Annotated in this window: 18 protein-coding genes and 1 pseudogene; 11 read left to right on the plus strand and 8 right to left on the minus strand. The window is 72.8% G+C overall.

The annotated features are described in order from the left end of the window. Window positions 1-372: 372 nt before the first annotated feature. Both ACIRQY_RS11575 and ACIRQY_RS11580 read left to right on the plus strand, forming a co-directional pair. Window positions 373-645, plus strand: a pseudogene (locus ACIRQY_RS11575) (winged helix-turn-helix domain-containing protein); the annotation flags it as partial. Window positions 646-663: 18 nt separating this feature from the next. Continuing rightward, on the plus strand, window positions 664-1,194 hold the full coding sequence (locus ACIRQY_RS11580; RefSeq protein WP_403924676.1) for an AfsR/SARP family transcriptional regulator: 531 nt from the start codon (window positions 664-666) through the stop codon (window positions 1,192-1,194). 94 nt (window positions 1,195-1,288) lie between these two features. On the opposite strand, the gene ACIRQY_RS11585 is transcribed toward ACIRQY_RS11580, so the two are convergent. From ACIRQY_RS11585 to ACIRQY_RS11600, 4 genes are read right to left on the minus strand one after another with little or no spacing between them, the layout of a single operon-like run. Then, window positions 1,289-2,428 carry a hydrolase gene (locus tag ACIRQY_RS11585; RefSeq protein ID WP_403924068.1) on the minus strand — a complete coding sequence of 380 codons (1,140 nt, stop codon included), beginning with the start codon at window positions 2,426-2,428 and terminating at the stop codon, window positions 1,289-1,291. A gap of 41 nt (window positions 2,429-2,469) precedes the next feature. Continuing rightward, window positions 2,470-3,768 (minus strand): lipopolysaccharide biosynthesis protein RfbH, encoded by a 1,299-nt coding sequence (rfbH, locus tag ACIRQY_RS11590; RefSeq protein ID WP_351793578.1) that lies wholly within the window; start codon window positions 3,766-3,768, stop codon window positions 2,470-2,472. After that, window positions 3,765-4,802 carry a Gfo/Idh/MocA family protein gene (locus ACIRQY_RS11595; protein ID WP_403924071.1) on the minus strand — a complete coding sequence of 346 codons (1,038 nt, stop codon included), beginning with the start codon at window positions 4,800-4,802 and terminating at the stop codon, window positions 3,765-3,767. Before ACIRQY_RS11595 ends, rfbH begins: the two co-directional genes overlap by 4 nt. Further along, the gene (locus ACIRQY_RS11600; RefSeq protein WP_403924074.1) at window positions 4,799-6,109 is read right to left on the minus strand and encodes an NDP-hexose 2,3-dehydratase family protein; all 1,311 of its coding nucleotides are present in this window, start codon (window positions 6,107-6,109) and stop codon (window positions 4,799-4,801) included. The genes ACIRQY_RS11595 and ACIRQY_RS11600 overlap by 4 nt, the downstream gene beginning before the upstream one ends. A gap of 276 nt (window positions 6,110-6,385) precedes the next feature. Between ACIRQY_RS11600 and ACIRQY_RS11605 the strand changes: the two genes are divergently transcribed. Genes ACIRQY_RS11605 through ACIRQY_RS11615 form a run of 3 tightly spaced genes read left to right on the plus strand, consistent with a single transcriptional unit; the run spans window position 6,386 to window position 9,083 of the window. Beyond that, window positions 6,386-7,537, plus strand: a complete 1,152-nt coding sequence (locus ACIRQY_RS11605) for a nucleotide disphospho-sugar-binding domain-containing protein (protein ID WP_403924077.1) — start codon at window positions 6,386-6,388, stop codon at window positions 7,535-7,537. Between the two features lie 12 nt (window positions 7,538-7,549). Next, window positions 7,550-8,119: a dTDP-4-dehydrorhamnose 3,5-epimerase family protein gene (locus tag ACIRQY_RS11610; RefSeq protein WP_403924080.1), complete on the plus strand. Its 570-nt coding sequence runs from the start codon at window positions 7,550-7,552 to the stop codon at window positions 8,117-8,119. A gap of 4 nt (window positions 8,120-8,123) precedes the next feature. Then, a complete protein-coding gene (locus ACIRQY_RS11615) occupies window positions 8,124-9,083 on the plus strand; it encodes an NAD-dependent epimerase/dehydratase family protein (RefSeq protein WP_403924082.1) in 960 nt (319 codons plus the stop codon). A gap of 72 nt (window positions 9,084-9,155) precedes the next feature. Here ACIRQY_RS11615 and ACIRQY_RS11620 read toward each other — a convergent pair whose 3' ends face one another. The 4 genes from ACIRQY_RS11620 to ACIRQY_RS11635 form a co-directional block, all read right to left on the minus strand. Further along, entirely contained in the window at window positions 9,156-10,418 is a 1,263-nt protein-coding gene (locus ACIRQY_RS11620; RefSeq protein ID WP_403924085.1) for a DUF6365 family protein, read from the minus strand. Window positions 10,419-10,447: 29 nt separating this feature from the next. Next, the gene (locus ACIRQY_RS11625; RefSeq protein ID WP_403924088.1) at window positions 10,448-11,599 is read right to left on the minus strand and encodes a DegT/DnrJ/EryC1/StrS family aminotransferase; all 1,152 of its coding nucleotides are present in this window, start codon (window positions 11,597-11,599) and stop codon (window positions 10,448-10,450) included. Window positions 11,600-11,657: 58 nt separating this feature from the next. Next, window positions 11,658-12,794: a nucleotide disphospho-sugar-binding domain-containing protein gene (locus tag ACIRQY_RS11630; RefSeq protein WP_403924091.1), complete on the minus strand. Its 1,137-nt coding sequence runs from the start codon at window positions 12,792-12,794 to the stop codon at window positions 11,658-11,660. A gap of 126 nt (window positions 12,795-12,920) precedes the next feature. Next, complete coding sequence (locus ACIRQY_RS11635; RefSeq protein WP_351793604.1) at window positions 12,921-13,742, minus strand: methyltransferase domain-containing protein; 822 nt, start codon at window positions 13,740-13,742, stop codon at window positions 12,921-12,923. A gap of 140 nt (window positions 13,743-13,882) precedes the next feature. Here ACIRQY_RS11635 and ACIRQY_RS11640 point away from each other — a divergent pair, with 140 nt between their 5' ends. The 6 genes from ACIRQY_RS11640 to ACIRQY_RS11665 all read left to right on the plus strand — a co-directional run bounded on the left by ACIRQY_RS11640 (window position 13,883) and on the right by ACIRQY_RS11665 (window position 21,747). Then, complete coding sequence (locus ACIRQY_RS11640) at window positions 13,883-14,971, plus strand: glucose-1-phosphate thymidylyltransferase (RefSeq protein ID WP_403924094.1); 1,089 nt, start codon at window positions 13,883-13,885, stop codon at window positions 14,969-14,971. Next, window positions 14,968-15,936, plus strand: a complete 969-nt coding sequence (gene rfbB, locus ACIRQY_RS11645) for a dTDP-glucose 4,6-dehydratase (protein WP_403924097.1) — start codon at window positions 14,968-14,970, stop codon at window positions 15,934-15,936. Before ACIRQY_RS11640 ends, rfbB begins: the two co-directional genes overlap by 4 nt. Before the next feature lie 151 nt (window positions 15,937-16,087). Continuing rightward, window positions 16,088-17,314 (plus strand): MFS transporter, encoded by a 1,227-nt coding sequence (locus tag ACIRQY_RS11650; RefSeq protein WP_403924100.1) that lies wholly within the window; start codon window positions 16,088-16,090, stop codon window positions 17,312-17,314. Between the two features lie 155 nt (window positions 17,315-17,469). Beyond that, window positions 17,470-19,629, plus strand: coding sequence for a RecQ family ATP-dependent DNA helicase (locus ACIRQY_RS11655; protein ID WP_351793614.1), 2,160 nt, complete (start codon window positions 17,470-17,472; stop codon window positions 19,627-19,629). A gap of 3 nt (window positions 19,630-19,632) precedes the next feature. Next, entirely contained in the window at window positions 19,633-20,022 is a 390-nt protein-coding gene (locus ACIRQY_RS11660) for a hypothetical protein (RefSeq protein ID WP_403924103.1), read from the plus strand. 264 nt (window positions 20,023-20,286) lie between these two features. Then, the gene (locus tag ACIRQY_RS11665; protein WP_403924106.1) at window positions 20,287-21,747 is read left to right on the plus strand and encodes a DUF4192 domain-containing protein; all 1,461 of its coding nucleotides are present in this window, start codon (window positions 20,287-20,289) and stop codon (window positions 21,745-21,747) included. Window positions 21,748-21,810 lie beyond the last annotated feature (63 nt).

Genomic DNA, 21,810 nt, shown 5'->3' on the forward strand with positions numbered 1-21,810 from the left:
TCCTCTCCGGCAAGGGCACCTTCGCGGAGACCGAGGAGCAAGGCGTACGGCGGAGCGCACATCGTCGTGGATGCGCGCTCCATCGGCTGCGAGGTCTCGCCCGCCCGGCTGCCCGCCTGCCTGCCCGGCCGCCCGCCCGGCCGGAAGCGCGGCACGGTCCTGGACCGCGGCTCCCGGTCCCGGCCGAAAAATGCGGGATAAGCCGAGAACGGCCGGATCTCACATCCCTGGCTCTTTTCGTTCCCCCTGTCAAGGAGACATGACATTTCCCTCTCATAAGACTTCGGCGCCGCAGCCGGTGTCCTACTCTTGAGCTGTTGGCCAGATGGCTGAAATAGCGAGTCGGCTGAACGACACTGCGGGGGCAATTCAATGCGATTCAATCTGATAGGTCCATTCGAAATCATCGCTGAAGACGGTCGTTCCCATCTACCCAGCACACCGAAGGTGTGTCAGTCCCTAGCACTGCTTCTCACCAGGCCGAACGAGACGGTGAGTTCGGATTCGCTCATACGGGAGCTCTGGGGAGAAGCGCCACCGAAAAGCGCCCTGACAACCCTTCAGACCTACATTTACCACGCGCGTAAATTATTCATCAACGAAGGGATCGTGGCGCGCGATCGAACCCTTCTCGTCACCCGGGCGCCTGGATATGTCATTCAGGTGAAGGATGATGAGGTCGACGTGAAGATATTTGAGAACCTCATCACACGCGGCCAGAACGCACTCCAGGGCGGTGAGCCCGAACACGCCCTCGGTCTCCTGCGCAGGGCCCTCGCCCTGTGGCGGGGCCCCGCCCTCTCCAACATCCCCGCGGGCGACGTGCTCACCGGCCGCATCGTCCACCTGGAAGAGCTGCGCATCCGAGGCCTGCAACTGCGCATCGAGGCGGAGATCCAGCTCGGCCGACAACGCGACGCGATCCCGGAACTGTCCGAACTGGTCAACGAGTACCCGCTCAACGAGTGGTTCCACGCCCAGCTGATCTCCGCCCTCAACCACTCGGGCCGCCGCGCCGAGGCGCTCCAGGCGTACCGCACCCTGCACCGCATCCTCGACCGGGAACTGGGCCTGGAACCCTCGCCGGAACTCCAGCGGCTCCAGCTCGCGGTCCTGAACCCGCCGTCCTCCCCCCACCCCTCGATGCGCAGGCTCCCCGCCCAGCGCGAGCACCACGCCGCCACCGCCGTATGAGAGGTGCCACCCCGCCCGACCCCCTACGCGCCGATGGCCGCGGCCGACCCCTCACGGGGCCGGCCGCGGCCATCGGCGCGGTAGCGGCGGGCCCTCAGCGGCCCACTGCCCCCGCGAGCCGCGCGTAGGCGCTCGCCGCGGGGGCCCACTGGAGCCCGCTGTGCCCCGCGCCGCAGTTCACATCGCGCCAGTGCCGCTGCAAGGCCTCCGCCTCGGACTGAGCCCGGGTCCCGGCCGTGCGCAGCAGCCCGTCCACCACCGTGGCCAGCCGTTCCGCCGCCAGGGCGCAGTCGCGCGCGTTCCTGGCCGTCTCCACCGAGGTGACGCCGCCCCGGTCGACGACGCCCGCCGCCCGGCCCAGCAGCAGCTCCACCGCGTCGAGCTCACCCTCCGCCCGCGAGAACGCCTGCTCGTACGGAACGGGCCCCGGCCCGTCGGAGATCGCCCCGCCCGGAGCCGCCAGCTTCGCCCCGGTCAGCTCCCGCCACCGCCCCAGCGCGCCCCGCGCCGCCCCCAGCAGGGGCGCCGTCAGCGTCAGCCCGTTGCCTGCCTTCAGCGGCATCCGGTGACAGGGCGCGTCCGCCGCGGCGGGCCTGCCCCGCAGGATCGCCGCCAGTGGCACCGACCGCTCGTCCGGTACGACGACGTCGTCGTCCAGCACCACCGTGTGGCTGCCGGTGCCCCGCATGCCGATCACGAACCAGGCGTCCACGACGGTGTGATCGGCCCGGGGCACCGCGAACACCCGCACGTTCGGCCGCCCCGCCTCCTCCGTCCGTGCCGCGAGCAGTGTCCAGTCGGCGAAGTCGACCCCGCTGATGTACGCCCACTCGCCCCGGACCCGCCAGCCGCCGGGGACCTGCCGCGCCGTTCCCGAGGGCATCAGCCCGGCGGCCACCACCGTGCCCTCGCCCTTCTCCCAGACGGCGGCCCGGCCCTGCTCCGGCAGGTGCGCCGTCAGCCGGCCCGCGCTCGCGGTGACCGAGGCGACCCACGCCGCCGAGGCGCACCCCTCGCCGAGCGCGGCGACGGCCTCGACGAGTCCGGTGAACGTGCCGGGGGAGCGGTCCGGCAGGTCCGGGGCGAAGTGCCGAGGGAATCCGGCGGCGATCAGCGCCTCCGCCACCGCGGGGTGCAGCCTGCGCCGCTCCTCGGCGGCGGCGGAGTGCTCGGCGGCGAGCGGCGCCATGGCGCGGGCCGCCGGGAGCAGGGGCGACTGTGGTGCGTGGAGCATGAGGGACCTTCCCGCCGCGTCGTCGCGGCCCGGCACGGACGTCAAGAGTTCTTCACCGCGTAGTCGCGGACGGACTCGGCGATGTAGCGGACCATCTCCTCGCTCAGCCCCGGATAGACCCCCACCCAGAAGGTGTGCCCGGCGACGATGTCGCTGTTGGCGAGCGAACCGCTGACGCGGTGCGGCCGGTCGAGGTACGCGGGATGGCGGGTGAGGTTTCCGGCGAAGAAGCGGCGGGTGCCGATCTTCCGGCTCTCCAGGAAGGCCACCAGCCCCTCACGGGTGAACCCCGCGTCCGGTGCGACGGTCAGGGCGAAACCGAACCAGCTCGGGTCGCTGTCCTCGGTCGCGCGCGGCAGGATCAGTCCCGGCACGCCGTCCAGGGCCTCCCGCAGGAACCGCCAGTTGACGCGGCGGGCCTCCCCGAACGCGTCGAGCTTGCCCAGCTGGCTCAGCCCCAGGGCGGCCTGGAGATCGGTGGACTTCAGGTTGTAACCGACGTGCGAGAAGATGTACTTGTGGTCGTAGCCGTGCGGCAGCGTGCCCATCTGGTAGTCGAACCGCTTGAAGCAGCGGTTGTCCTCGCCCGGCTCGCACCAGCAGTCCCGGCCCCAGTCGCGCAGCGACTCCACGATCCGCGCCAGGGCCAGGTTGTCCGTCAGCACACAGCCGCCCTCGCCCATCGCGATGTGGTGGGCCGGGTAGAAGCTCGTGGTCGCGATGTCGCCGAAGGTCCCGGTGAGCCTGCCGCGATAGGTCGAGCCCACCGCGTCGCAGTTGTCCTCGATGAGGAACAGTCCGTGCTCCTCGGCGATCCGCGCGACGTCCTCGACGGCGAACGGGTTGCCCAGGGCGTGCGCGATCATGATCGCCCTGGTGCGGGGCCCGATCGCCTCCGCGATCCGTTCGGCCGTGGCGTTGTAGGTGCCCAGCTCCACATCGACGAAGACCGGCACCAGGCCGTTCTGGATGATGGGGTTCACGGTGGTCGGGAAACCGGCCGCGACCGTGATCACCTCGTCGCCGGGCAACAGCCTGCGGTCCTCCAGCTGCGGCGAGGTGAACGCCGAGAGCGCCAGCAGGTTCGCCGAGGAACCCGAGTTGGCCAGATGCGCCTTGCGCAGCCCGAAGTAGCGGGCGAACTCCCGCTCGAACCGGCGCGAGCTGACCCCGGCCGCGATCCGCATGTCCAGTGCGGCGTCCACCAGCGCGACCCGGTCGTCCGCGTCGAACACCGCTCCCGAGGGCCACACCGCGGTCACACCGGGCTCGAACTCCTTCTCGTCCGAGCCGTGGTACGCGCGCACCTGCTCCAGAATGCGGGCCTTGGCGTCCTTCATCGGTCCTTGCCTCCCACGGCGTCTCGCGCCGGTCGTGGAGCCGCCCGCACACCGCGGGTCCCGCTCCGATGGACATCTGCGATCAGCTCCGCCTGCCGGACGATCGCCTCCCCGGCCGTACCCGCTCCCGTCGCGACCGCCCGTACGAAGGCGTCGACGGTGCCCGCGCACTGGTCGAAGGGTTCGAGCTCCAGCCGCTCCGTACCGTCACGGCGTTCGAGCACCACCGTGGGCCGGTGGTCCGCCGGCGGGGTGAAGGCCCGGTCCACGACGAGCCGTCCACCGCTGCCCACCACCTCGTACCGGGACGTGTAGTGGTGTTCCATGCCGAAGGACACCTGCGCGGTCACCCCACCGGGCCCGGCCAGCAGAGCGGCGCCCGACACGTCCACCCCCCGGTCCCCGTCGGTCCGCAGGGTCGCGCCGACGACCTCCAGCCCGTCCCCGAGCAGGAGTCGGGCGGCGCGCAGCGGATACGTCCCGACGTCGAAGAGCGCTCCGCCCCCGAGCTCGGCCCGGTAGCGGATGTCGTCCACGGGCCGGGGCGGGATCGTGAACGCCGCGCTCATGGTCCTGAGTTCCCCGATCGCGCCCTCCCGCAGCAGCCGCCGGACGTGCCGGTGCGCGGGGTGGTGGACGAACATGACGTTCTCCCTCAGCACCAGTCCCGCCGCGCGGGCCGCGCCGACGAGCCGGACCGTGTCCGCCACGCACGTCGTCAGCGGCTTCTCCGCCAGTACGTGCTTCCCGGCCGCCAGCGCCCGCTCCACCCACCGGGCGTGCAGCGCGACCGGCAGCGGGACGTACACCGCGTCGACGCCCGGGCGGGCGAGCAGGGCCTCGTACCCCTCCAGGGGATCGCCGCCGAACCGGTCGGTGACCCGCGCGGCCCGCGCGCCGCTCCGGCTCGCCACCGCCGCCAGGGTCACCCCCGGCACGGCCGCCAGGGACGGCAGCACCCGCCGGACCGCGATGTCGGCGCAGCCCAGCACGCCCAGGCGCACGGGCCGCCCGGTCACGGACGCCGCGCTCACCGCAGGTACCGCAGGCACGTCAGCAGGTTCCGGGCCTCGACGTTCACCCGGCCGCCGTGCCGCACCAGGGCGCCGAGCTGTTCGGGCGTCATCCAGACGAAGTCGGGGCCCGGGTCGAGCGGGACCCCGTCGCCCGCCTCCACCACCAGGTAGCGGTTCTCCGCGTGGTGGAAACGGCCGCCCTCCTCCGAGTGGACGACGTCCAGCACGGTGCGGGTCGGCCCGGCGGCCAGCACCCCGTCGAGGAAGCGCGGCCGCAGCTCCGCGGGCCGCCGCCGGTGGTTCTCGGGGGCGCACTGCACGGTCGGGCCGAGCTCCAGCACATCGCGGGAACCGGCTTCCGTACGGGCCTGGACCAGGACGTGCGGCAGGCCGTCCACGGTACGGATGAGGAACGCGACGACCCCCCGGGAGGCGGGCGCCAGCATCGGCTGGGACCAGCGGCCCACCTCGCGGCCCTCGGCCTCCACGTCCACCCCGACCACCGAGAAGTAGAGGCCCTCCTCGTGCTTCACCCGCCCGTCGTCCACGGACCAGCCCTTCACCGAGGCCAGCGGCACGCGCCGCTGCTCCAGCCGACGCCCGACCTGCGCCTCGGTGAACCAGCTGAGCAGCTCCGCCATCCGGTGCAGCCCGCGGTCCTCGGCCCCGGCGTCGCCGAACCTCCCCCCGTACGTCCCGGGGAGGCCGGACAGCACGGTCCGGGTGTCCATGTTGACGAGGTTCTCCACGGCCAGCAGGTCGCCGATCTGCTCCAGCGTCAGCCAGCGGAAGTCGTCGTGCGGCGGCACGTCCTCCGTCGTCTCCACGATCATGTTGCGGTTCCGCTTGCGCAGGAACCACGAGCCCTGCTCGGACTGGAGGGAGTCGAAGACGACCCGGCCCCGGCGCGGCGCCAGGAAGTGGTCCAGGTAGGGAACGGCGTTGCCGCGGTGCACCCGGGTGAAGTTGCTCCGGGTCGCCTGCACCGTCGGTGACAGCTGGAGCAGGTTGATGTTCCCCGGCTCCATCTTGGCCTGGAGCAGGAAGTGGGGGACGCCCCCGAACTCCTTGACCAGGATGCCCAGGATGCCGGACTCCGGCTGCACGATGATCGGCTGCTGCCAGGAACCGGCCTCCCGGTGGCCGGTCTCCACCTGGAGGCCCTCGACGGTGAAGAACCGCCCGCTGGCGTGCCGCAGGTCACCCGTCGCCGGGTCGAGGGACCAGCCTTCGAGCCGGTCCAGCCGGGTGAGGGTGACCGCGTGCCGCTGGGCACTTCTGCGTTCGGCGTACCAGCTGTGGACTTCGGACGTGTGCCGGAACACGGCGGCCTCCTCGAAGGTGGGATGCGTTCCCGGGGCGGGGAAGCCGGACGGCGGCTCACGGTGGTCCCCTCGGTCCCGCCCAGCGTTCGGCACGCCCTTCGAGATCCGCTCGAAGCCCCGTGAGCCCGCGGGCGCGGGAGTGCCACCGGGCGGGGCTCAGAGCCCCGTGAGCCCGGCGGGGCCGCGGCGTCGCCGGGGTCCGCCCGGAGGTCCGCCGGCCCGCGAGGTGCGAGTGCCTTCGAGCGAGGCTCGAAGGGCGGAACCGACGATGCGCCCATGAAGATTCTTTTCGTGGGAGGCAACGGTGCCGGGACGATCTTCCCGGACATCCCGCTGGCCCAGGCGGCCCGGAACGCGGGCCATGAAGTGATCATGTCGGGCCCCGAGGTGACCATGCCGGCCATCCTCGGCTCGGGCGTCTCCGCGGTCTCCGTCACCGGACGCACGATCCAGGACTGCCGGGTGAACCGGGAGGGCGTCCTCGTACCGACGCCACCACGGGGGCCGGAGCGCAACATCGCCATCGGCCGCATGTTCGGAAGGCTCGCGGCGCACTCCCTCGACGCCCTGATCGACCTGGCGGAACGCTGGCGTCCCGACCTCGTCGTCAGCAACGTCCTCGCGTACGCGGGACCGCTCGTCGCCCACCACGCGGGGGTCCCCTGGGTGCGGTTCGCCACCGACATCGCCGAACCCCTCGACATCGACCTCGCCGCGGCGGCCGAACTGGCTCCCGAGATGGAACGGCTCGGCCTCCACGGCACCCCGGCCCCCGCGTTCTCCGTCACCCTCATGCCGGAGAGCGTGCGTCCCCCCACCGCGCCCGTCGCCCTGCCGCTGCGCCACATCCCGTGCAGCACGCAGAGCTCTCTCGAACCCTGGATGTACACCAGGGGGGACCGGCCCCGGGTGCTGGTCAGCGCGGGCAGCAGAGTCACCCCCGACGACGACTTCGACCTGCTCAAGGGTCTGGTCGAGAAGGTGGCGCCGCTCGACATCGAGCTGCTGATCGCCACCCCCGACGACGTCGCCGCCCGGCTGGACCTCCCCGCGGGCGCGCGGGCCGGCTGGCTGCCCGTGGACGTCCTCGCCCCGACCTGCGACGTGATGGTCCACCACGCCGGCGGCAACATCACCCTCACCTGCCTGGCCAACGGCGTGCCCCAGGTGTTCGTCCCGTACCTGCCGGGCCTGGAGGAGCACAGCGCGCGCATCGCCGCCCGGGGCGCCGCCCGGCTGGTCGACCCCGAGAACGACAGCGCGGCCGACATCGCCGGAGCCGTCCGCGACCTGCTGGAGGACCCGTCGTACCGGGCCGGGGCCCGGCGGCTGCGCGAGGAGACCGGACGGATGCCCCTTCCGGCCCAGCTGGTGCCCGACCTGGAGCGGGTGGTCGCCACCCACCGGGAATCCACGGACGCGAAGTGAGGCGGTCCCCTCGTGCACGTTGTGGAGACGGCCGTTCCGGGGGCCTACGTCCTCACCCCGGATCAACTCGCCGACGACAGAGGGACGTTCTACGAGTCGCTGCGGACCGACCTGCTGGCGGAGACGATCGGGCGGCCCTTCCTGCCCCGGCAGATCAACTTCTCGGTCTCGCACCGGAACGTCCTGCGCGGACTGCACGGCGTCGCCGTCCCGCCCGGCCAGGCCAAGTACGTCTCCTGCGTACGCGGCGCCCTGCGGGACGTCATCGTCGACCTGCGGACCGGTTCACCCGCCTTCGGCGCCCACGTGGTCACGGAACTGGACGCCGACTCCGGCCGCTGCCTCTACATCCCCGAGGGCGTGGCCCACGGCTTCCTCAGCCTCGCGGACGACAGCTGCATCTGCTACGTCGTCTCCACCACCTACGTTCCGGGGACGCAGATCAACATCGACCCCCTCGATCCGGACCTGGACCTGCCCTGGGGCTTCACCGAACCGCCGTTGATCTCCGACAGGGACGCGGGCGCCGCCTCGCTCGAGGAGACGCTCGCCGCGGGTGTCCTGGCCGCGTGGCGGGGGTGAACCGATGACGGACGCCCCGGTCGTCGTCCTGGGCGCCACCGGCTTCCTCGGGCGCCACCTCTGCGTGGCGTTCCGGTCGGCGGGGCTGCGGGTGACGGGGATATCCCGGGGCCTGCCCGGCGGCTCCGCCGCGCCGCCCGTGGAGCGCTGGGAGCACCTCGACCCCCTGCGGGAGCCACCGGACCGGCTCGCCCGGCTGCTCGACGAGACCGGAGCCGACACCGTGGTGAACGCCGCGGGCCAGGTCTGGGGCGTCGCCCCCGAGCAGCAGGAGGCCGCCAACGCGGACCTCGTCGGACGCCTCCTGGACGCCGTCGCCTCCGTACCGGGGCGCCCCCGGCTCATCCAGCTCGGCACGGTCCACGAGTACGGGCCGGGGACCGCCGGCCGGCCGTTCGCGGAGGACCGTCCCGAGGCCCCCGACACCGCCTACGGGAGGACCAAACTCCGGGCCACCCGGGCCGTGCTGGACGCCGTTCGCACGTCCGGCGCGGACGGGGTGGTCCTCCGGGTCGCCAACGTCTGCGGGGCGGGCGCGCCCACCGGAAGCCTGCTCGGCTCCCTCGCCGCCCGGCTCGCCGCGCACCGGGGGCCCGGGCCGATGGAATGGGACCTGGCACCGGCGACCGCCTGGCGGGACTTCGTCGACGCCGTGGACGTCGCCGAGGCGGTCGTCGCCTGTGCCCGAGCGCCCCGCGCGCTCGTGACCGGACGCGTCGTCAACGTGGGCAGCGGGCGGGCCGTCCTCGTCCAGGACGTGGTGGACCGGCTGGTGGAGCTGAGCGGTGTCCCGGTCCGCCGGTCGGCCGCCGCGCGGCCGGAGCCGGGCGCGGGCCCCGGCGGCTCCGCCAGCTCGGCCGCCGCCTGGCAGGCGCTGGACGTCACCCTCGCCCGCCGGGTGCTGGAGTGGCGGCCCCGCCGAGGTCTGGACGACTCGCTGCGCGCCCTGCTCGCCGCGGTCTGAACGACACCGGAGGCCCCGGGCCGGCCATGCCGCCCCGGGGCCTCCGGCGTTCCCGCCCGCGCGGTCGGACGGTCAGACGGTCACACCGCACCGGCGGGCCGCCGTCAGGAACACCTCGACGGTCTCCGGCAGCCCCGTGATCGCGTCGCGGTAGTCGGCACGGGCCCCGGCGAGCCGGTCCCGCACACCGGGGTCGTACAGCACGGCCTCCAGACCGGCCACCACCGACTCCTCGTCGAGGAGTTCGGCGCGCAGCGCGGTCGTGGTCAGCGGATTGGCCTCCAGGAGGCGGCTCACGACTGCGTTCCACCGGAGCGGCCACATGTGGAACGGCGGCACCGGGCCGGGGAACGCGGCCAGCCAGGAGCGCACGGCGGGCGAGACGCCGCCGAAGGCGTCGGAGAGCAGGCGCAGCCCCGGCTCGCCGTCGACGTCGAAGGTGTTGACGGTGAACAGGCCCGGCACGTCGGCCAGGACCGCCCGCTCCAGCGCGAAGGAGGGCAGGAACAGGGCGAGCACCGCGTCGGACGCGCCGAGCAGCGAGGCGTAGCGCTCCGCGGTGTACGACTCCTCGACGCGCAGCCGGTCCTCGGGCAGGCCGAAGCCTTCGAGGTACGGGCCGACGGCCAGGAACCGCGTGTGCGACGGCAGCCGACGCAGGTACCGCCCGACCAGCCGGGGCACCCGGACGGCCAGTTCGCGGGTGAGCGGCCCGGCCTGGGTCTGCATGATCCGCTGCCACGGCAGGGTGGGGAGCATCAGCAGCCGCTCCCCGTCACGGACTCCCAGGGACCGGCGCAGCTCCTTCCTGGCGGCTTCGGAGGGCGGTGCGGGGGTCCGGGCGGCGCGGTAGGGGAGTCCTCGTCCGCCGGTGGCGTCGGGCCGGTTCGCGGGCACCGGGAGCAGATGGGCGGGCGCGGTCAGGATGCGGTCGCTGACCAGGGTGGGGCGGCCGAGGAGTTCCAGTTCGAGACCGGTGTTCTCCAGGTTCACCGAGTCGATGGGGATGACCGGCGGTCCGAAGTCGTCGACGAACCACGGGTCGGTCCGGTAGTTGACGACGTGGGTGAGCCAGTGGGCCATGTAGTCGCTGAGGACGATGGCGTCGGGCCGTGCCCGCCGGACCGCACCGGCGACGACCTCGCGCACGCCCGGCCCCATGGAGGTGTCCACGAGGGTGTACGGGTGTCCGGCCGCGTCCAGCTGGCCCTTGTTGTAGCGGTCGACGACGAAATGGGCGTCGATCCCGGCGTCCTTCAGCTGCGCGGCCAGGTCGAGCCCGAGGGTGACCTCGTGCAGGGTCTGTCCGAGCGTGGCCATGAAGAGCAGGCGCATGTGTCCCTCCCGGTCCCTTCCTCCGCCGTTCAGGCGGTGCCGACGGCCCGGCCCCGGGCGGCCACGGCCTCGCGCAGCCGCCGGGTGACCGTCAGGACGTCGTCGTCACCGAGCCCGTGGTGCAGGGGCAGGCAGAGGGTCCCGCCCGCCGCCCGGTCCGTGGCGGGCAGCACCTTGTCGGAGCCGTAGGCGGACACCTTGTGCAGGGGCGCGTACCGGAACGTGGTGTAGATGTCGGCGGCGAGGAGGTCCGCCGCGACGCCGTCACGGATCGCGGCGTCCATCTGCACCCAGTAGAAGTAGTGCGAGGACGTGTGGTGGCCGGGCAGGGGCGGGGGCAGCCGCAGCCCGGCCACGTCGGCCAGCTCCTGGTCGTACCGCTCGACGATCTCCCTGCGGCGGGCGACGAACTCCGGCAGCCGTCGCAGCTGCACCGTGCCGATCGCGGCGGTCAGGTCGTTGCCGATGACGCGCCGCCCGATCTCCGGCACCTCCAGCTCCCACCACCGGTGGGACACCCTGGCGTAGCCGAGGCCGGTGGCCCGCGTCAGGCCGTGGTAGGCCAGCCGCCGCACCCGGGCCGCCTGTTCGGCGTCCCGTACGTACAGCAGGCCGCCGTCGCCCGTGGTCAGGATCTTCGCCGCGTCCAGGGACCACATGGCCAGGTCCCCGAAGGTGCCCACGGTCCTGCCGCCGACCGTGGAGGCGATCGAGCAGGCCGAGTCCTCGATCAGGGTGAGGCCGCGCTCCCGGCAGTGTCCGGCGATCTCGGCCACGTGTCCGGGCTGGCCGCCGTAGTGGAGCAGCAGCACGGCCCGGGTGCGGGGCGTGAGGGCCGCCTCGATGTCCTCCCAGGACGGGTTCATGGTCCGTGGGTCGACGTCGCAGAAGACCGGCCGGGCCCCGGACGCCAGGACGGCGTTGGCCGCGGCCAGGAAGCTCATCGACGGCATGACCACCTCGTCGCCCCCGGCGAGACCGAGGGACTCGACGGCCAGGAAGAGTCCGGCCGTGCCGGAGGCCAGGAAGAGGACCCGGTCCGGTTCGACCCCGAGGTGCTCGGCGAACGCCGTCTCGAAGGCCTTGGTCCGCGGGCCGTGGCCGAGCCACTTGTCGCGGAACACGTCGGCGACGGCGGAGAGCTCCTCGTCACCGACCGCGGGCTGGAACAGATTGATCACGTGGTTTCCCTCTCGCCCTCGTACGCCTTGAAGTCATGGCTCCGGCCCGGCCGGAAGGTCAGAGACCTCGGCCCGTCAGCCGTTCGATCGCCGTCACGGCCTCGGCCGCCCGGGGCAGCCCGGCGACCTCGTCGGCCAGCTCCCGCGCCCGCTCCCGGTAGGAGGGGGTGGCGAGCATCTCCGCGCAGACGTCCGCGATGGTCGCGGCGGAGTCGTCCACGGGATCGATCATCCGTGCCGAGCCGTGGTCGCTCAGCCGTCGGCTGTAGTCGACGCAGTAGGGCAGGTACGGGATGAGGACCTGCGGCACGCCGTAGGACACGTAACCCATGGTGGTGTTGCCACCCGCGTGGTGGACCACGAGGTCGCAGGTGGGGGCCGCCGCGTGCAGCGGTATCCACCCGGCCCGCACGTGCCCGGGGAGCGGACGCAGCTTCTCCGCCACGGTCTCGGGAGCGGCGATGAGCAGCTCCACCTCCAGCTTCCCGACCTTGTCCACCAGCCCGCTCAGGATGTCGAAGTCCGACTCGGGGGTCACCCGGCTGCCCGCCGACACCAGGACGCGCGGCCGGTCCCCCTTGGCGTACATCCACGGTTCGACGCGCTTCTGCGTGGCATAGGGCACGTAGCGCATCATCTGCGCGGGCCGCGCGTCCGCCGGGCGGAGGCTGGGCGGGCAGATGTCGATGAACAGGTCGGCGCGCGGCATGTCGTACAGGCCGAGCCGTTCCAGTTCGGGGCCGAGTTCGGCGGCCGCGCCCAGGTCGATGGTGCGCGGCTCGCCCATGTCGATGGCCTGTTTGACGTAGGGCACGCCCGCGTGGGCGGCGACGAGCGGCGCGGCGAAGGCCAGCGCCCCGCCCACCACCACGTCGGGCCGCCACCGGTCGGCCAGGTCCAGCAGCCCGTCCAGACAGGAGGCCGCGTACCGGCCGAAGGTGCGGCCGTTGAAGATGTACCGCTCGTGCAGGTCCTCGGGGACGGGGACCCGGACGCCCCGGCGGTCGACGAGCGCGTCGTGCATGACCTTCGACGAGACGGCGACGCCGGGGACACCGGCCTGGGTGATGGTGGGCATCACGTTCTCCGGAGCGGCCATGAAGACCTCGTGTCCGGCGTTACGGGCGGCCTGGGCCAGCGGGACGATGCCGAAGATCACTCCGGAGGTGCCGCCCGCCACAAAGAGAATCCTCATGCGGAGATCGTCCGGAACGGGCCTCGAACGCCGCTCGACACCCACTGGACCCCGCTTCTCCCGGGGCCGCGGCCGGGCCGGAACCGGCCGGAACCGGGCCGGAAGCGGGCCGGAAGCGGAGCCTGCTCAGGCGAGGGGCCTGCGGGCGGTCGTGATGACGTATCCGAGGAGGTCGCGTTCGAGTGCGGAGATCTTGCCGATCATGGCCTTGAACTCCTCCGCGAACTCCCGCCCGCCCTTCTCCACGACCTTCGGGTAGTTGTCGGCGACGAGCCGGTCGATACGGGCGGCCGACCGGCGCAGGTGCGGGGTGGCGTCCTCGTGGTGCACGATCTCCAGGCCCGCGCCGCCGATCATGTCGGTGTACGCGTCCGCGGTCGGCAGCGAGCCGACGGTGAAGCCCTCCTCCAGGACGGCCCGCCACTCCTCGGTCAGCGGACCCGACTCCGTGTAGTCGGCGAGGACGAACACCCCGCCCGGGGCCAGGACACGGGCGATCTCCCGCAGCGCCGCCCGCCGGTCGGAGAGGTACATCAGCGTCTCGACCGCCCACACGGCGTCGAACGAACCGTCCTCGTAGGGGAGCCTCATGGCGTCGACCCGCTCGAAACGGACCCGGTCGTGGACGCCCGCCTCCCGCGCGAGCCGGTCGCCCGTCTCGACCTGGTCCGCGCTCACGGTGATGCCGAGCGCCTCGCAGCCGGAGGCCACCGCGAGCCGGACGGCCGGCCGCCCCTGCCCACAGCCGACGTCGAGCAGCCGCTGTCCCGGGCCGAGCGCCACCCGCTCGATCAGCACATCGGTGAGCCGGTCCTTGGGATCGACGTCCGGATCGGCCTCGTCCCAGTAGCCGATGTGCAGGTTCTGCCCCATGAAGATCTCCCAGAGCCACCCCCGGTCGTCGTAGAACTCGCCCACCTCGTCGGGGGTCAGGGCCTTCTCCGCCATCGACTTCAGCTCCTCGTCGTCCGGTGCGTGACGCCTCGGACGGTCCCAGGCGGAATTCGACGGTGGCTCGAACCGGAGTCGAGTGGGGGACCGGAGGTTGTTCCCGACCGCATCTCCGTTCGAGAACCGCTGGGAAGCCCATGAAAGCGCTCGTACTGTCCGGAGGCGAGGGGACGCGCTTACGTCCCTTCACGTACTCGATGGCGAAACAACTGGTTCCCGTGGCCAACAAGCCCGTTCTGGTGCACTGCCTGGAGAACCTGCGGAATATCGGAGTGAGAGAGACAGCCGTCGTCGTCGGTGGCCACGGCGCGCAGATCGAGAAGGCGATCGGCGACGGCTCCCGCTTCGGCATGCGCATCACCTACCTCGAACAGGAAGCGCCCCTGGGCCTCGCGCACTGCGTGACGCTCGCCGCCGAATTCCTCGGCGACGAGGATTTCGTGATGTACCTCGGTGACAACGTCCTCGCCGAGGGCATCGCGGAAGCGGCAGCGGAATTCCGGCGCCGCCGTCCCGCCGCCCAACTCCTCGTCACCAAGGTCCCCGATCCCCGGCAGTACGGAGTGGCGGAGGTCGACGCGGACGGAGTGGTACGCGCCCTGGTGGAGAAACCGGCCGAACCACGCGGCGACCTGGCGGTCATCGGCGCCTACTTCTTCACGTCCGCGATCCACACGGCCACCCGCGCCATCAGCCCCAGCCCCCGCGGCGAACTGGAGATCACCGACGCCCTCCAGTACCTGATCGAGGGCGGCTGGACCGTCACCGCCCAGGAGTACGAGGGCTACTGGAAGGACACCGGGAAGATCGACGACCTCCTGGAGTGCAACCGGGTGCTCCTGGAACGCATGGGCACCGAGGACGGCGACGGCACCGGGCCGGTGGCCGCCGGCGAGATCGACGCCACGACGGTGGTGGAGGGCCGGGTGGTCGTCGAGCCCGGCGCCCGGGTCACCGGATCGCGGCTCACCGGCCCCGTGGTGATCGGGGCGGGCAGCGTCGTCCGGGACTGCCGGATCGGTCCGAACGTGGCCGTCGGACAGGACTGCGTCCTGGAATCCGCCGGAATCGAGAACTCCATCGTCCTGGAGGGCGCCTCCATCACGGACGTCCCCGAACTGCGCGGCTGTGTGATCGGCCGCTGGGCCCGGGTCCGCGCCCAGGACGACGGCCCGTACAACCGGTTGATCATCGGAGACCACACACAGGCGGAGGTGCCGGTATGAGGATCCTCGTCACGGGCGGTGCCGGATTCATCGGCTCCCACTACGTGCGCACCCTCCTCGCGGGCGGGTACCCGGGTCATGAGGACGCGCGGGTCACGGTCGTCGACAAGCTCACCTACGCGGGCAACACCGAGAACCTGCCGATCGGCCACGACCGGCTGTCCTTCGTCCACGGCGACGTGTGCGACCACGCGCTGCTGCGGCGCGTGCTGCCCGGCCACGACGCCGTCGTGCACTTTGCCGCCGAGTCCCACGTGGACCGGTCCGTCGACGGTTCGGTCGCCTTCGTCCACAGCAACGTACTGGGCACCCAGAGCGTCCTCGACGCCTGTCTGCGCACCGGGGTGCCCACCGTCGTCCATGTCTCCACCGACGAGGTGTACGGGTCCATCGCCGAGGGCGCCTGGACCGAGGAGTCGCCCCTGCTGCCCAACTCGCCGTACTCCGCGTCCAAGGCGGGCAGCGACCTGCTGGCCCGCGCCTACCACCGGACGCACGGCCTCGACGTGCGCGTCACCCGCTGCTCGAACAACTACGGCACGCACCAGCACGTGGAGAAACTGATCCCGCTGTTCGTCACGAACCTGCTGCGGGGCATCCCCGTGCCGCTGTACGGCGACGGCGGCAACGTACGGGAGTGGCTGCACGTCGACGACCACTGCCGGGCGATCCAGCTCGTCCTCGACGGCGGCAGGGCGGGCGGCACGTACAACATCGGCGGCGCCACCAGCCTCACCAACCGGGAGATGACGGACCGGCTCCTCGAACTCTGCGGCGCCGACCGCTCGATGGTCCGCCACGTCGAGGACCGCAAGGGACACGACCTGCGGTACGCCATCGACGACGGCCTGATCCGGGCCGAACTGGGCTACGCCCCGCACCGCACCCTGGACGAGGGGCTGCGGAGCGTCGTCGCCTGGTACCGCGACAACCCGGGCTGGTGGAAGCCGCTGCTCGACGCCTGAGCGGACCGGACGAGGGCCGCTGGAGCGCCGCTCGAACCCCGCACGTGACCGCCGCCGACGCGGTTGACCTGAACCGTGCTTGAGGTTGCACGATGCGATCACGGCGACGCCGAGTCGCCCCTCCAGCCGCTCCGTTCCGAGGAGATCCGCCGTGTCCTTACCGGGCCCCACCACTCCGTCCACTTCGCACCGGGCCACCCTGTTCGTCCTGCTGCTCGCCTCCACCCTCACCCTGATGGCCGGCGCCGTCATCGCCCCCGTCGTCGGGGTCATCCGCGGCGAACTCGGCGTCAGTGGCACCGCCGCCGGCCTCATCCTCACCGCGCACGGACTCTCCCTGGCCATCGTCAGCCCGTTCGTGGGCTGGGCCATCGACCGCTTCGGCCTGCGCACCCCGCTCGCCGGCGGACTCCTGCTGTACGGCGTCGCCGGTGGCGCCGGTCTGGTCACCGAGTCGTACACCGCCCTGATCATCAGCCGGTTCGCCTTCGGGATCGGCGCGGCGGCGGTGTTCGTCGGCACCACCGTCGCCCTGCTCGCGCTCTTCCAGGGCGAGCAGCGCGACCGGGTCGCGGGCTGGCGCTCCACCGCCCTCAGCCTCGGCGGCATCATCTGGCCGCTGATCGGCGGCGCACTCGGCGGACTGTCCTGGCACGCACCGTTCGCCGTCTACCTCCTCGGCGTCCCGGTCGGCATCCTGACGCTCCTGGTGATACCCGCCGTTCCCCCCGCGGGCCGCGCCAAGGGAGGGATCGTGACCCTGCTGCGCCATCAGCCCGGCCTCCTGGTCTTCTACGCCTTCTCCTTCTTCGGCTCCTTCCTCCTCTACGTGCTGGCGGTCTTCCTGCCGCAGCGCCTCACCGAGGTCGCTGTCGAGGCCCCCTTCCTGATCGCGCTCATCACCACCAGCACCTCCGTCGGCGGCAGCCTCATCGGCCTGTTCTACGCCAAGATGAAGGCCCGGCTCGGCTACGTGAACCTGCTCCGTCTCGCCACCGTGGCCTGGGCGCTGGCCTTCCTGCTGATCGGCCTGAGCGGCCAGTGGATCTTCCTCACCGTGGCCGCCTTCGTCTTCGGCCTCGGCAGCGGCGTCGTGGTGCCCGCCCTCGCGATGATGATCGGCGAGTCCGCGCCCGTGGCCAAGCGCGGCCAGGCGATGTCCCTGTCCGGAACGGCCAACTTCACCGGCCAGTTCGTCGCCCCCCTCGTCCTGGGGCCGGTCATCGGCGCCACCTCCATCGGCACCGGCTTCCTGATCGGCGCCGCCCTGTCCGCCCTGGTCCTCCTGCTCCTGCTGGTCTTCCCCGTCATGTCCGCGCGGGCGCCCGCGGAAGCCGCCGGTACCGACAAGCCCTCCACCGACGCGACCTCCGTGTGACCGCGGTGGACGCGGCACCGGGCCCGGGTCACCCGCCCGGGCCTGCGGCGGCCCCCGGGAGGATCCTCCCGGCCCCCGGCACGACCACCGCTCGTGACCCGTTCGTCACACCGCCGGATTCGCCGATTGTCGGTGCCGTCGGGTTGCATGGAGGCATGACCAACCTGGAGCTCCGTGCCGAAGCCGATGCCGTCCTCGCCGAACTGGTCGGTGACCCCACGGGTTCCGCGCGGCTGCGGGAGGACCAGTGGCAGGCGGTGTCGGCCCTGGTGGAGGAGCGCCGCCGGGCCCTGGTGGTGCAGCGCACCGGGTGGGGAAAGTCGGCCGTGTACTTCGTGGCCACGGCCCTGCTGCGACGGCGCGGCTCCGGGCCCACGGTGATCGTCTCGCCGTTGCTGGCGCTCATGCGCAACCAGGTGGAGGCGGCGGAGCGGGCCGGTATCCGGGCGCGCACGATCAACTCCGCCAACCCGGAGGAGTGGGCCACGATCTACGAGGAGATCGAGAGCGGCGCCACCGACGTCCTCCTCGTGAGCCCGGAGCGGCTCAACTCCGTGGACTTCCGCGAGCAGGTGCTGCCCAGGCTGGCGGCCACGACCGGTCTGCTGGTGGTCGACGAGGCGCACTGCATCTCCGACTGGGGTCACGACTTCCGGCCCGACTACCGCAGGCTGCGCACGATGCTCGGGGAGCTCGCCCCCGGTGTTCCGGTGCTGGCCACCACCGCGACGGCGAACTCCCGGGTGACGGCGGACGTGGCGGAGCAGCTGGGCACCGGTGCGAGCGAGGCCCTGGTGCTGCGGGGCTCGCTGGAGCGGGACAGCCTGCGGCTGGGTGTGGTGAGGCTGCCGGACGCGGCGCACCGTCTTGCCTGGTTGGCCGAGCACCTGGACGAGCTGCCGGGCTCCGGGATCATCTACGCCCTCACGGTGGCGGCCGCCGAGGAGGCCACCGCCTTTCTGCGGCAGCGCGGGTTCACGGTGGACTCCTACACCGGTCGCACGGAGAACGCCGACCGGCTCCAGGCCGAGGCCGACCTCCAGCAGAACCGGGTGAAGGCCCTGGTGGCGACCTCCGCGCTCGGCATGGGCTTCGACAAGCCGGACCTGGGGTTCGTGATCCACCTGGGATCCCCGTCCTCCCCGATCGCCTACTACCAGCAGGTGGGGCGCGCGGGACGTGGTGTGGAGCACGCCGAGGTGCTGATGCTGCCGGGCAAGGAGGACGAGGCGATCTGGCGGTACTTCGCCGACACCGCCTTCCCGCCCGAGGCGCAGGTCCGCCAGACCCTGGCGGCCCTCGCCGACGCGGGGCGTCCACTGTCCGTGCCGGCCCTGGAGGCGGCGGTGGACCTGCGCCGCACCAGGCTGGAGACGATGCTCAAGGTCCTCGACGTGGACGGTGCGGTCAAGCGGGTCAAGGGCGGCTGGCAGAGCACCGGACAGCCCTGGGTGTACGACACGGAGCGCTACGCCTGGGTGGCCCGGCAGCGGGCGGCCGAGCAGCAGGCGATGCGTGACTACGTGAGCGCCTCCCAGTGCCGGATGGAGTTCCTCCGTCGGCAGCTCGACGACGAGGGCGCGGTCGCGTGCGGCCGGTGCGACAACTGCGCCGGTGCCTGGATCGGCTCCTCCGTCTCGTCCGAGGCGCTGTCGGGAGCCGAGAAGGAACTGGACCGGCCCGGAGTGGAGGTCGAACCGCGCCGGATGTGGCCGACGGGCATGTCCGCCCTCGGCATCGAACTCAAGGGCCGCATCCCCGTCGGCGAGCAGTGCTCCACCGGACGTGCGCTGGGCCGCCTCTCGGACATCGGCTGGGGCAACCGGCTGCGTCCCCTCCTGGCGGAGAACGCCCCCGACGGCCCGGTTCCCGACGATGTCCTCAAGGCGGTGGTGGCCGTCCTCGCCGACTGGGCGCGCTCGCCGGGCGGCTGGGCGCCGAACGTCCCCGACGCCTCCGCCCGCCCGGTGGGCGTGGTCGCCGTGCCGTCGCTGACCCGTCCGCGGCTGGTGGACTCGCTCGCGCGCGGGATCGCGTCCGTCGGGCGCCTCCCGTACCTCGGTTCCCTGTCGTACGCGGGACCGGACGGCGCCCACGCCGGACGCCGCAGCAACTCCGCCCAGCGGCTCAGGACGCTGACCGGAGCGTTCGTCGTCTCCGACGAGCTGGCGGGCGCCATGGCGGCCACCCCGGGCCCCGTGCTGCTCGTGGACGACTGCACCGACTCCGGCTGGACCCTCGCGGTCGCCGGGCGGCTGCTCCGCCGCGCGGGCGGTGACCAGGTCCTCCCGCTGGTCCTCGCCGCGGCCGGCTGAGTCGTGGACGCCTTCACGGTCCGTGTGACGGAGGTGGCCCGGCCGCTGGGCGCCGAAGGCGTCGCCGACGAGCCGGACGACCGGGACGCCCGCCACACCGCCCACGTGGTGCGCGAGGATCCGCTCGGGCGGGGCGGTCTGCCGGAGGAACCGTTCGTCCGGCTGACGGCCGTGGCCGGGTACGAACCGGATCCCGGCTTCCGCCGCCGGTTCGCCGAGCTCGGGGTCCACGCCTCCGGACGCCGCCGTGTCCCGTTGGACCTGCCCACCTCCTGCGAGGCCTTCCCGCCGTACCCGCGCGAACCGCTGGACAGCACGGTCGTGTCGGCCCGGGCCCGGCCCCGTCCGCACATGGGCCGCCGGGCCGCCGCAGTGGGCCGCGACACCGCCTGAGCGACGGCCGAGGCGGGACCCCCGCCGTGTGCGCGCGGCGGTGAGGCCGTCAGGAAACGGACGGCCCGACGTGCCCCATCGGGTGGTTCGGTGTCGGTCGGTGGCCGAGGCTGATCGCGTCATGGCTCCATGCAACGCGACACGGAGGACAGGGAGCGCACCCGGCACCGAATCTGTGGACAACTCAGTGGGCCGCGAAAGCCTCGTTCCGGAAGTTATCCACAGGGGTTTCGGAATTCGGGAGATCACGAGACGGTCCTGACCATGAACGCGAATCGTCATGAAACCAGCGGACCCACCCGTACCCAGCAGGTCACCCTGCGCGGCCCGGCCGAACTGGCCGATGCCCTGCCGTTCGTGCTGGGCTTCCACCCCACCGACTCCGTCGTCCTGGTCGCCCTCCACGGCGAGCGAGGCCGCTTCGGCGGCCGGGTCAGGCTCGGCATCCCCCGCTCGCCCGGCGAATGGGAGTCGACCGCCGACCACCTCGCCGAATGCCTCGTCGAAGGGGACGCCAGGAGCGGCGGCACCCGGCCGGACGGCATCGTCGTCTTCCTCTGCCAGGACCCCGGGCCCGGCGAGACGGGCCGTCGGGTCATGGAGCGTCTCCGCCCCTTCGCCCAGCGACTCCGCACCGCCTGTGGGGCCCTGGACATCCCCGTCTACGAGGCCCTCTGCATCACCGACGGCCTGTACTTCTCCTACTGCTGCCCGGACGCCCGCTGCTGTCCGCCCGACGGCACCCCGCTCGCGCTCAGCGGGACGACGGTGATGGCCGCCGCCGCGACCTACGCCGGAGTGCGGGTGCGGGGCTCCCTCCGGGACATGGAGAACCGGTTCAGGCCCTCCGAGGAACCCGGTGAGGAGAGGCAGCGGACGGCGCTCGACACGACCGCCGCCTCGATCGTCCCGGAGATCCTCACCGACACCGGAGGCGGCGGACGGGAGGAGGTGCGCGAGCGGACACTGACCCTCGCCCGCGAGATCCTCCGCCGATTCGCCGGTCCGAAGGACGAAGGGGGCGCGAGCGCGGCGAAGAGCGGCGGCGACCCGAAGGCTCCGGCAGCGCCGCCGGGCGCGGGGACCCCGCCGGGCACGGGCGGGCCCGGCGGCGGCACGGCGGAGCGGGACGCGGCCGACGAGGCCCTCGTCGACGCGGACGAGGCCGCCGCGCTCATCCTCGGCCTCCAGGACCGCGTCACCCGGGACCGCGCCGCCGAGTGGATGGAAGGCTGGGAGGGCTCGGCGGCCCTGCGTCTCTGGCGCGTGCTCGCCCGGCGCTGCGTCACCCCCTACCAGGAACACGCCGCCGCCCCCCTCACCCTCGCCGCCTGGACCGCCTGGTCGACCGGCGACGAACCGACCGCCAGGGTCGCCCTCGGCCTCGCCCTCGACGCCGACCCCGAGTACGTCTTCGCCCGCCTGCTGCACCAGGCGTGCAACGAGGGACTCGACCCGGAGTCGCTGCGCTCCTGCCTGCGGGCCGAACGGGACTCCCGGTCCGCCGTGAAGGAGCCCGAGCCGTCCGCCGCGCGGGGAACCCGCCCGCCCACGCACGCGGCCCGCCCGCAGGGCACCCGCCAGACCCTCGCCAAACAGGGCCGACGGACCGGAGCGGTACGCCGCCCCGGCGCCGGAGTCAGGCCCGGCGGACCCGCCGCCGCCCGCCCCGGGCGCGGCGCCGCGAAGCCCGACGGGCAGCGCGGCAGCAGGAGCGGACGATGACGGCCGTGACCCGGCCGCCCACCGACGCGTTCAGCTCTCTGGCGGAGCCGTCGCAAGGGGCCC

It is taken from the genome of Streptomyces sp. NPDC101490 (assembly GCF_044767145.1).
Lineage (GTDB): Bacteria > Actinomycetota > Actinomycetes > Streptomycetales > Streptomycetaceae > Streptomyces.

Bases quoted from the DNA above. Each gene is read 5' to 3' on its own strand.
- ACIRQY_RS11615 (WP_403924082.1), top strand. From the start codon at position 8,124: ATGACGGACGCCCCGGTCGTCGTCCTGGGCGCCACCGGCTTCCTCGGG.
- ACIRQY_RS11620 (WP_403924085.1), bottom strand. From the start codon at position 10,418: ATGCGCCTGCTCTTCATGGCCACGCTCGGACAGACCCTGCACGAGGTC.
- ACIRQY_RS11665 (WP_403924106.1), top strand. From the start codon at position 20,287: ATGAACGCGAATCGTCATGAAACCAGCGGACCCACCCGTACCCAGCAG.
- ACIRQY_RS11630 (WP_403924091.1), bottom strand. From the start codon at position 12,794: ATGAGGATTCTCTTTGTGGCGGGCGGCACCTCCGGAGTGATCTTCGGC.
- ACIRQY_RS11585 (WP_403924068.1), bottom strand. From the start codon at position 2,428: ATGCTCCACGCACCACAGTCGCCCCTGCTCCCGGCGGCCCGCGCCATG.
- ACIRQY_RS11635 (WP_351793604.1), bottom strand. From the start codon at position 13,742: ATGGCGGAGAAGGCCCTGACCCCCGACGAGGTGGGCGAGTTCTACGAC.
- ACIRQY_RS11605 (WP_403924077.1), top strand. From the start codon at position 6,386: ATGAAGATTCTTTTCGTGGGAGGCAACGGTGCCGGGACGATCTTCCCG.
- rfbB (WP_403924097.1), top strand. From the start codon at position 14,968: ATGAGGATCCTCGTCACGGGCGGTGCCGGATTCATCGGCTCCCACTAC.
- rfbH (WP_351793578.1), bottom strand. From the start codon at position 3,768: ATGAAGGACGCCAAGGCCCGCATTCTGGAGCAGGTGCGCGCGTACCAC.
- ACIRQY_RS11655 (WP_351793614.1), top strand. From the start codon at position 17,470: ATGACCAACCTGGAGCTCCGTGCCGAAGCCGATGCCGTCCTCGCCGAA.
- ACIRQY_RS11640 (WP_403924094.1), top strand. From the start codon at position 13,883: ATGAAAGCGCTCGTACTGTCCGGAGGCGAGGGGACGCGCTTACGTCCC.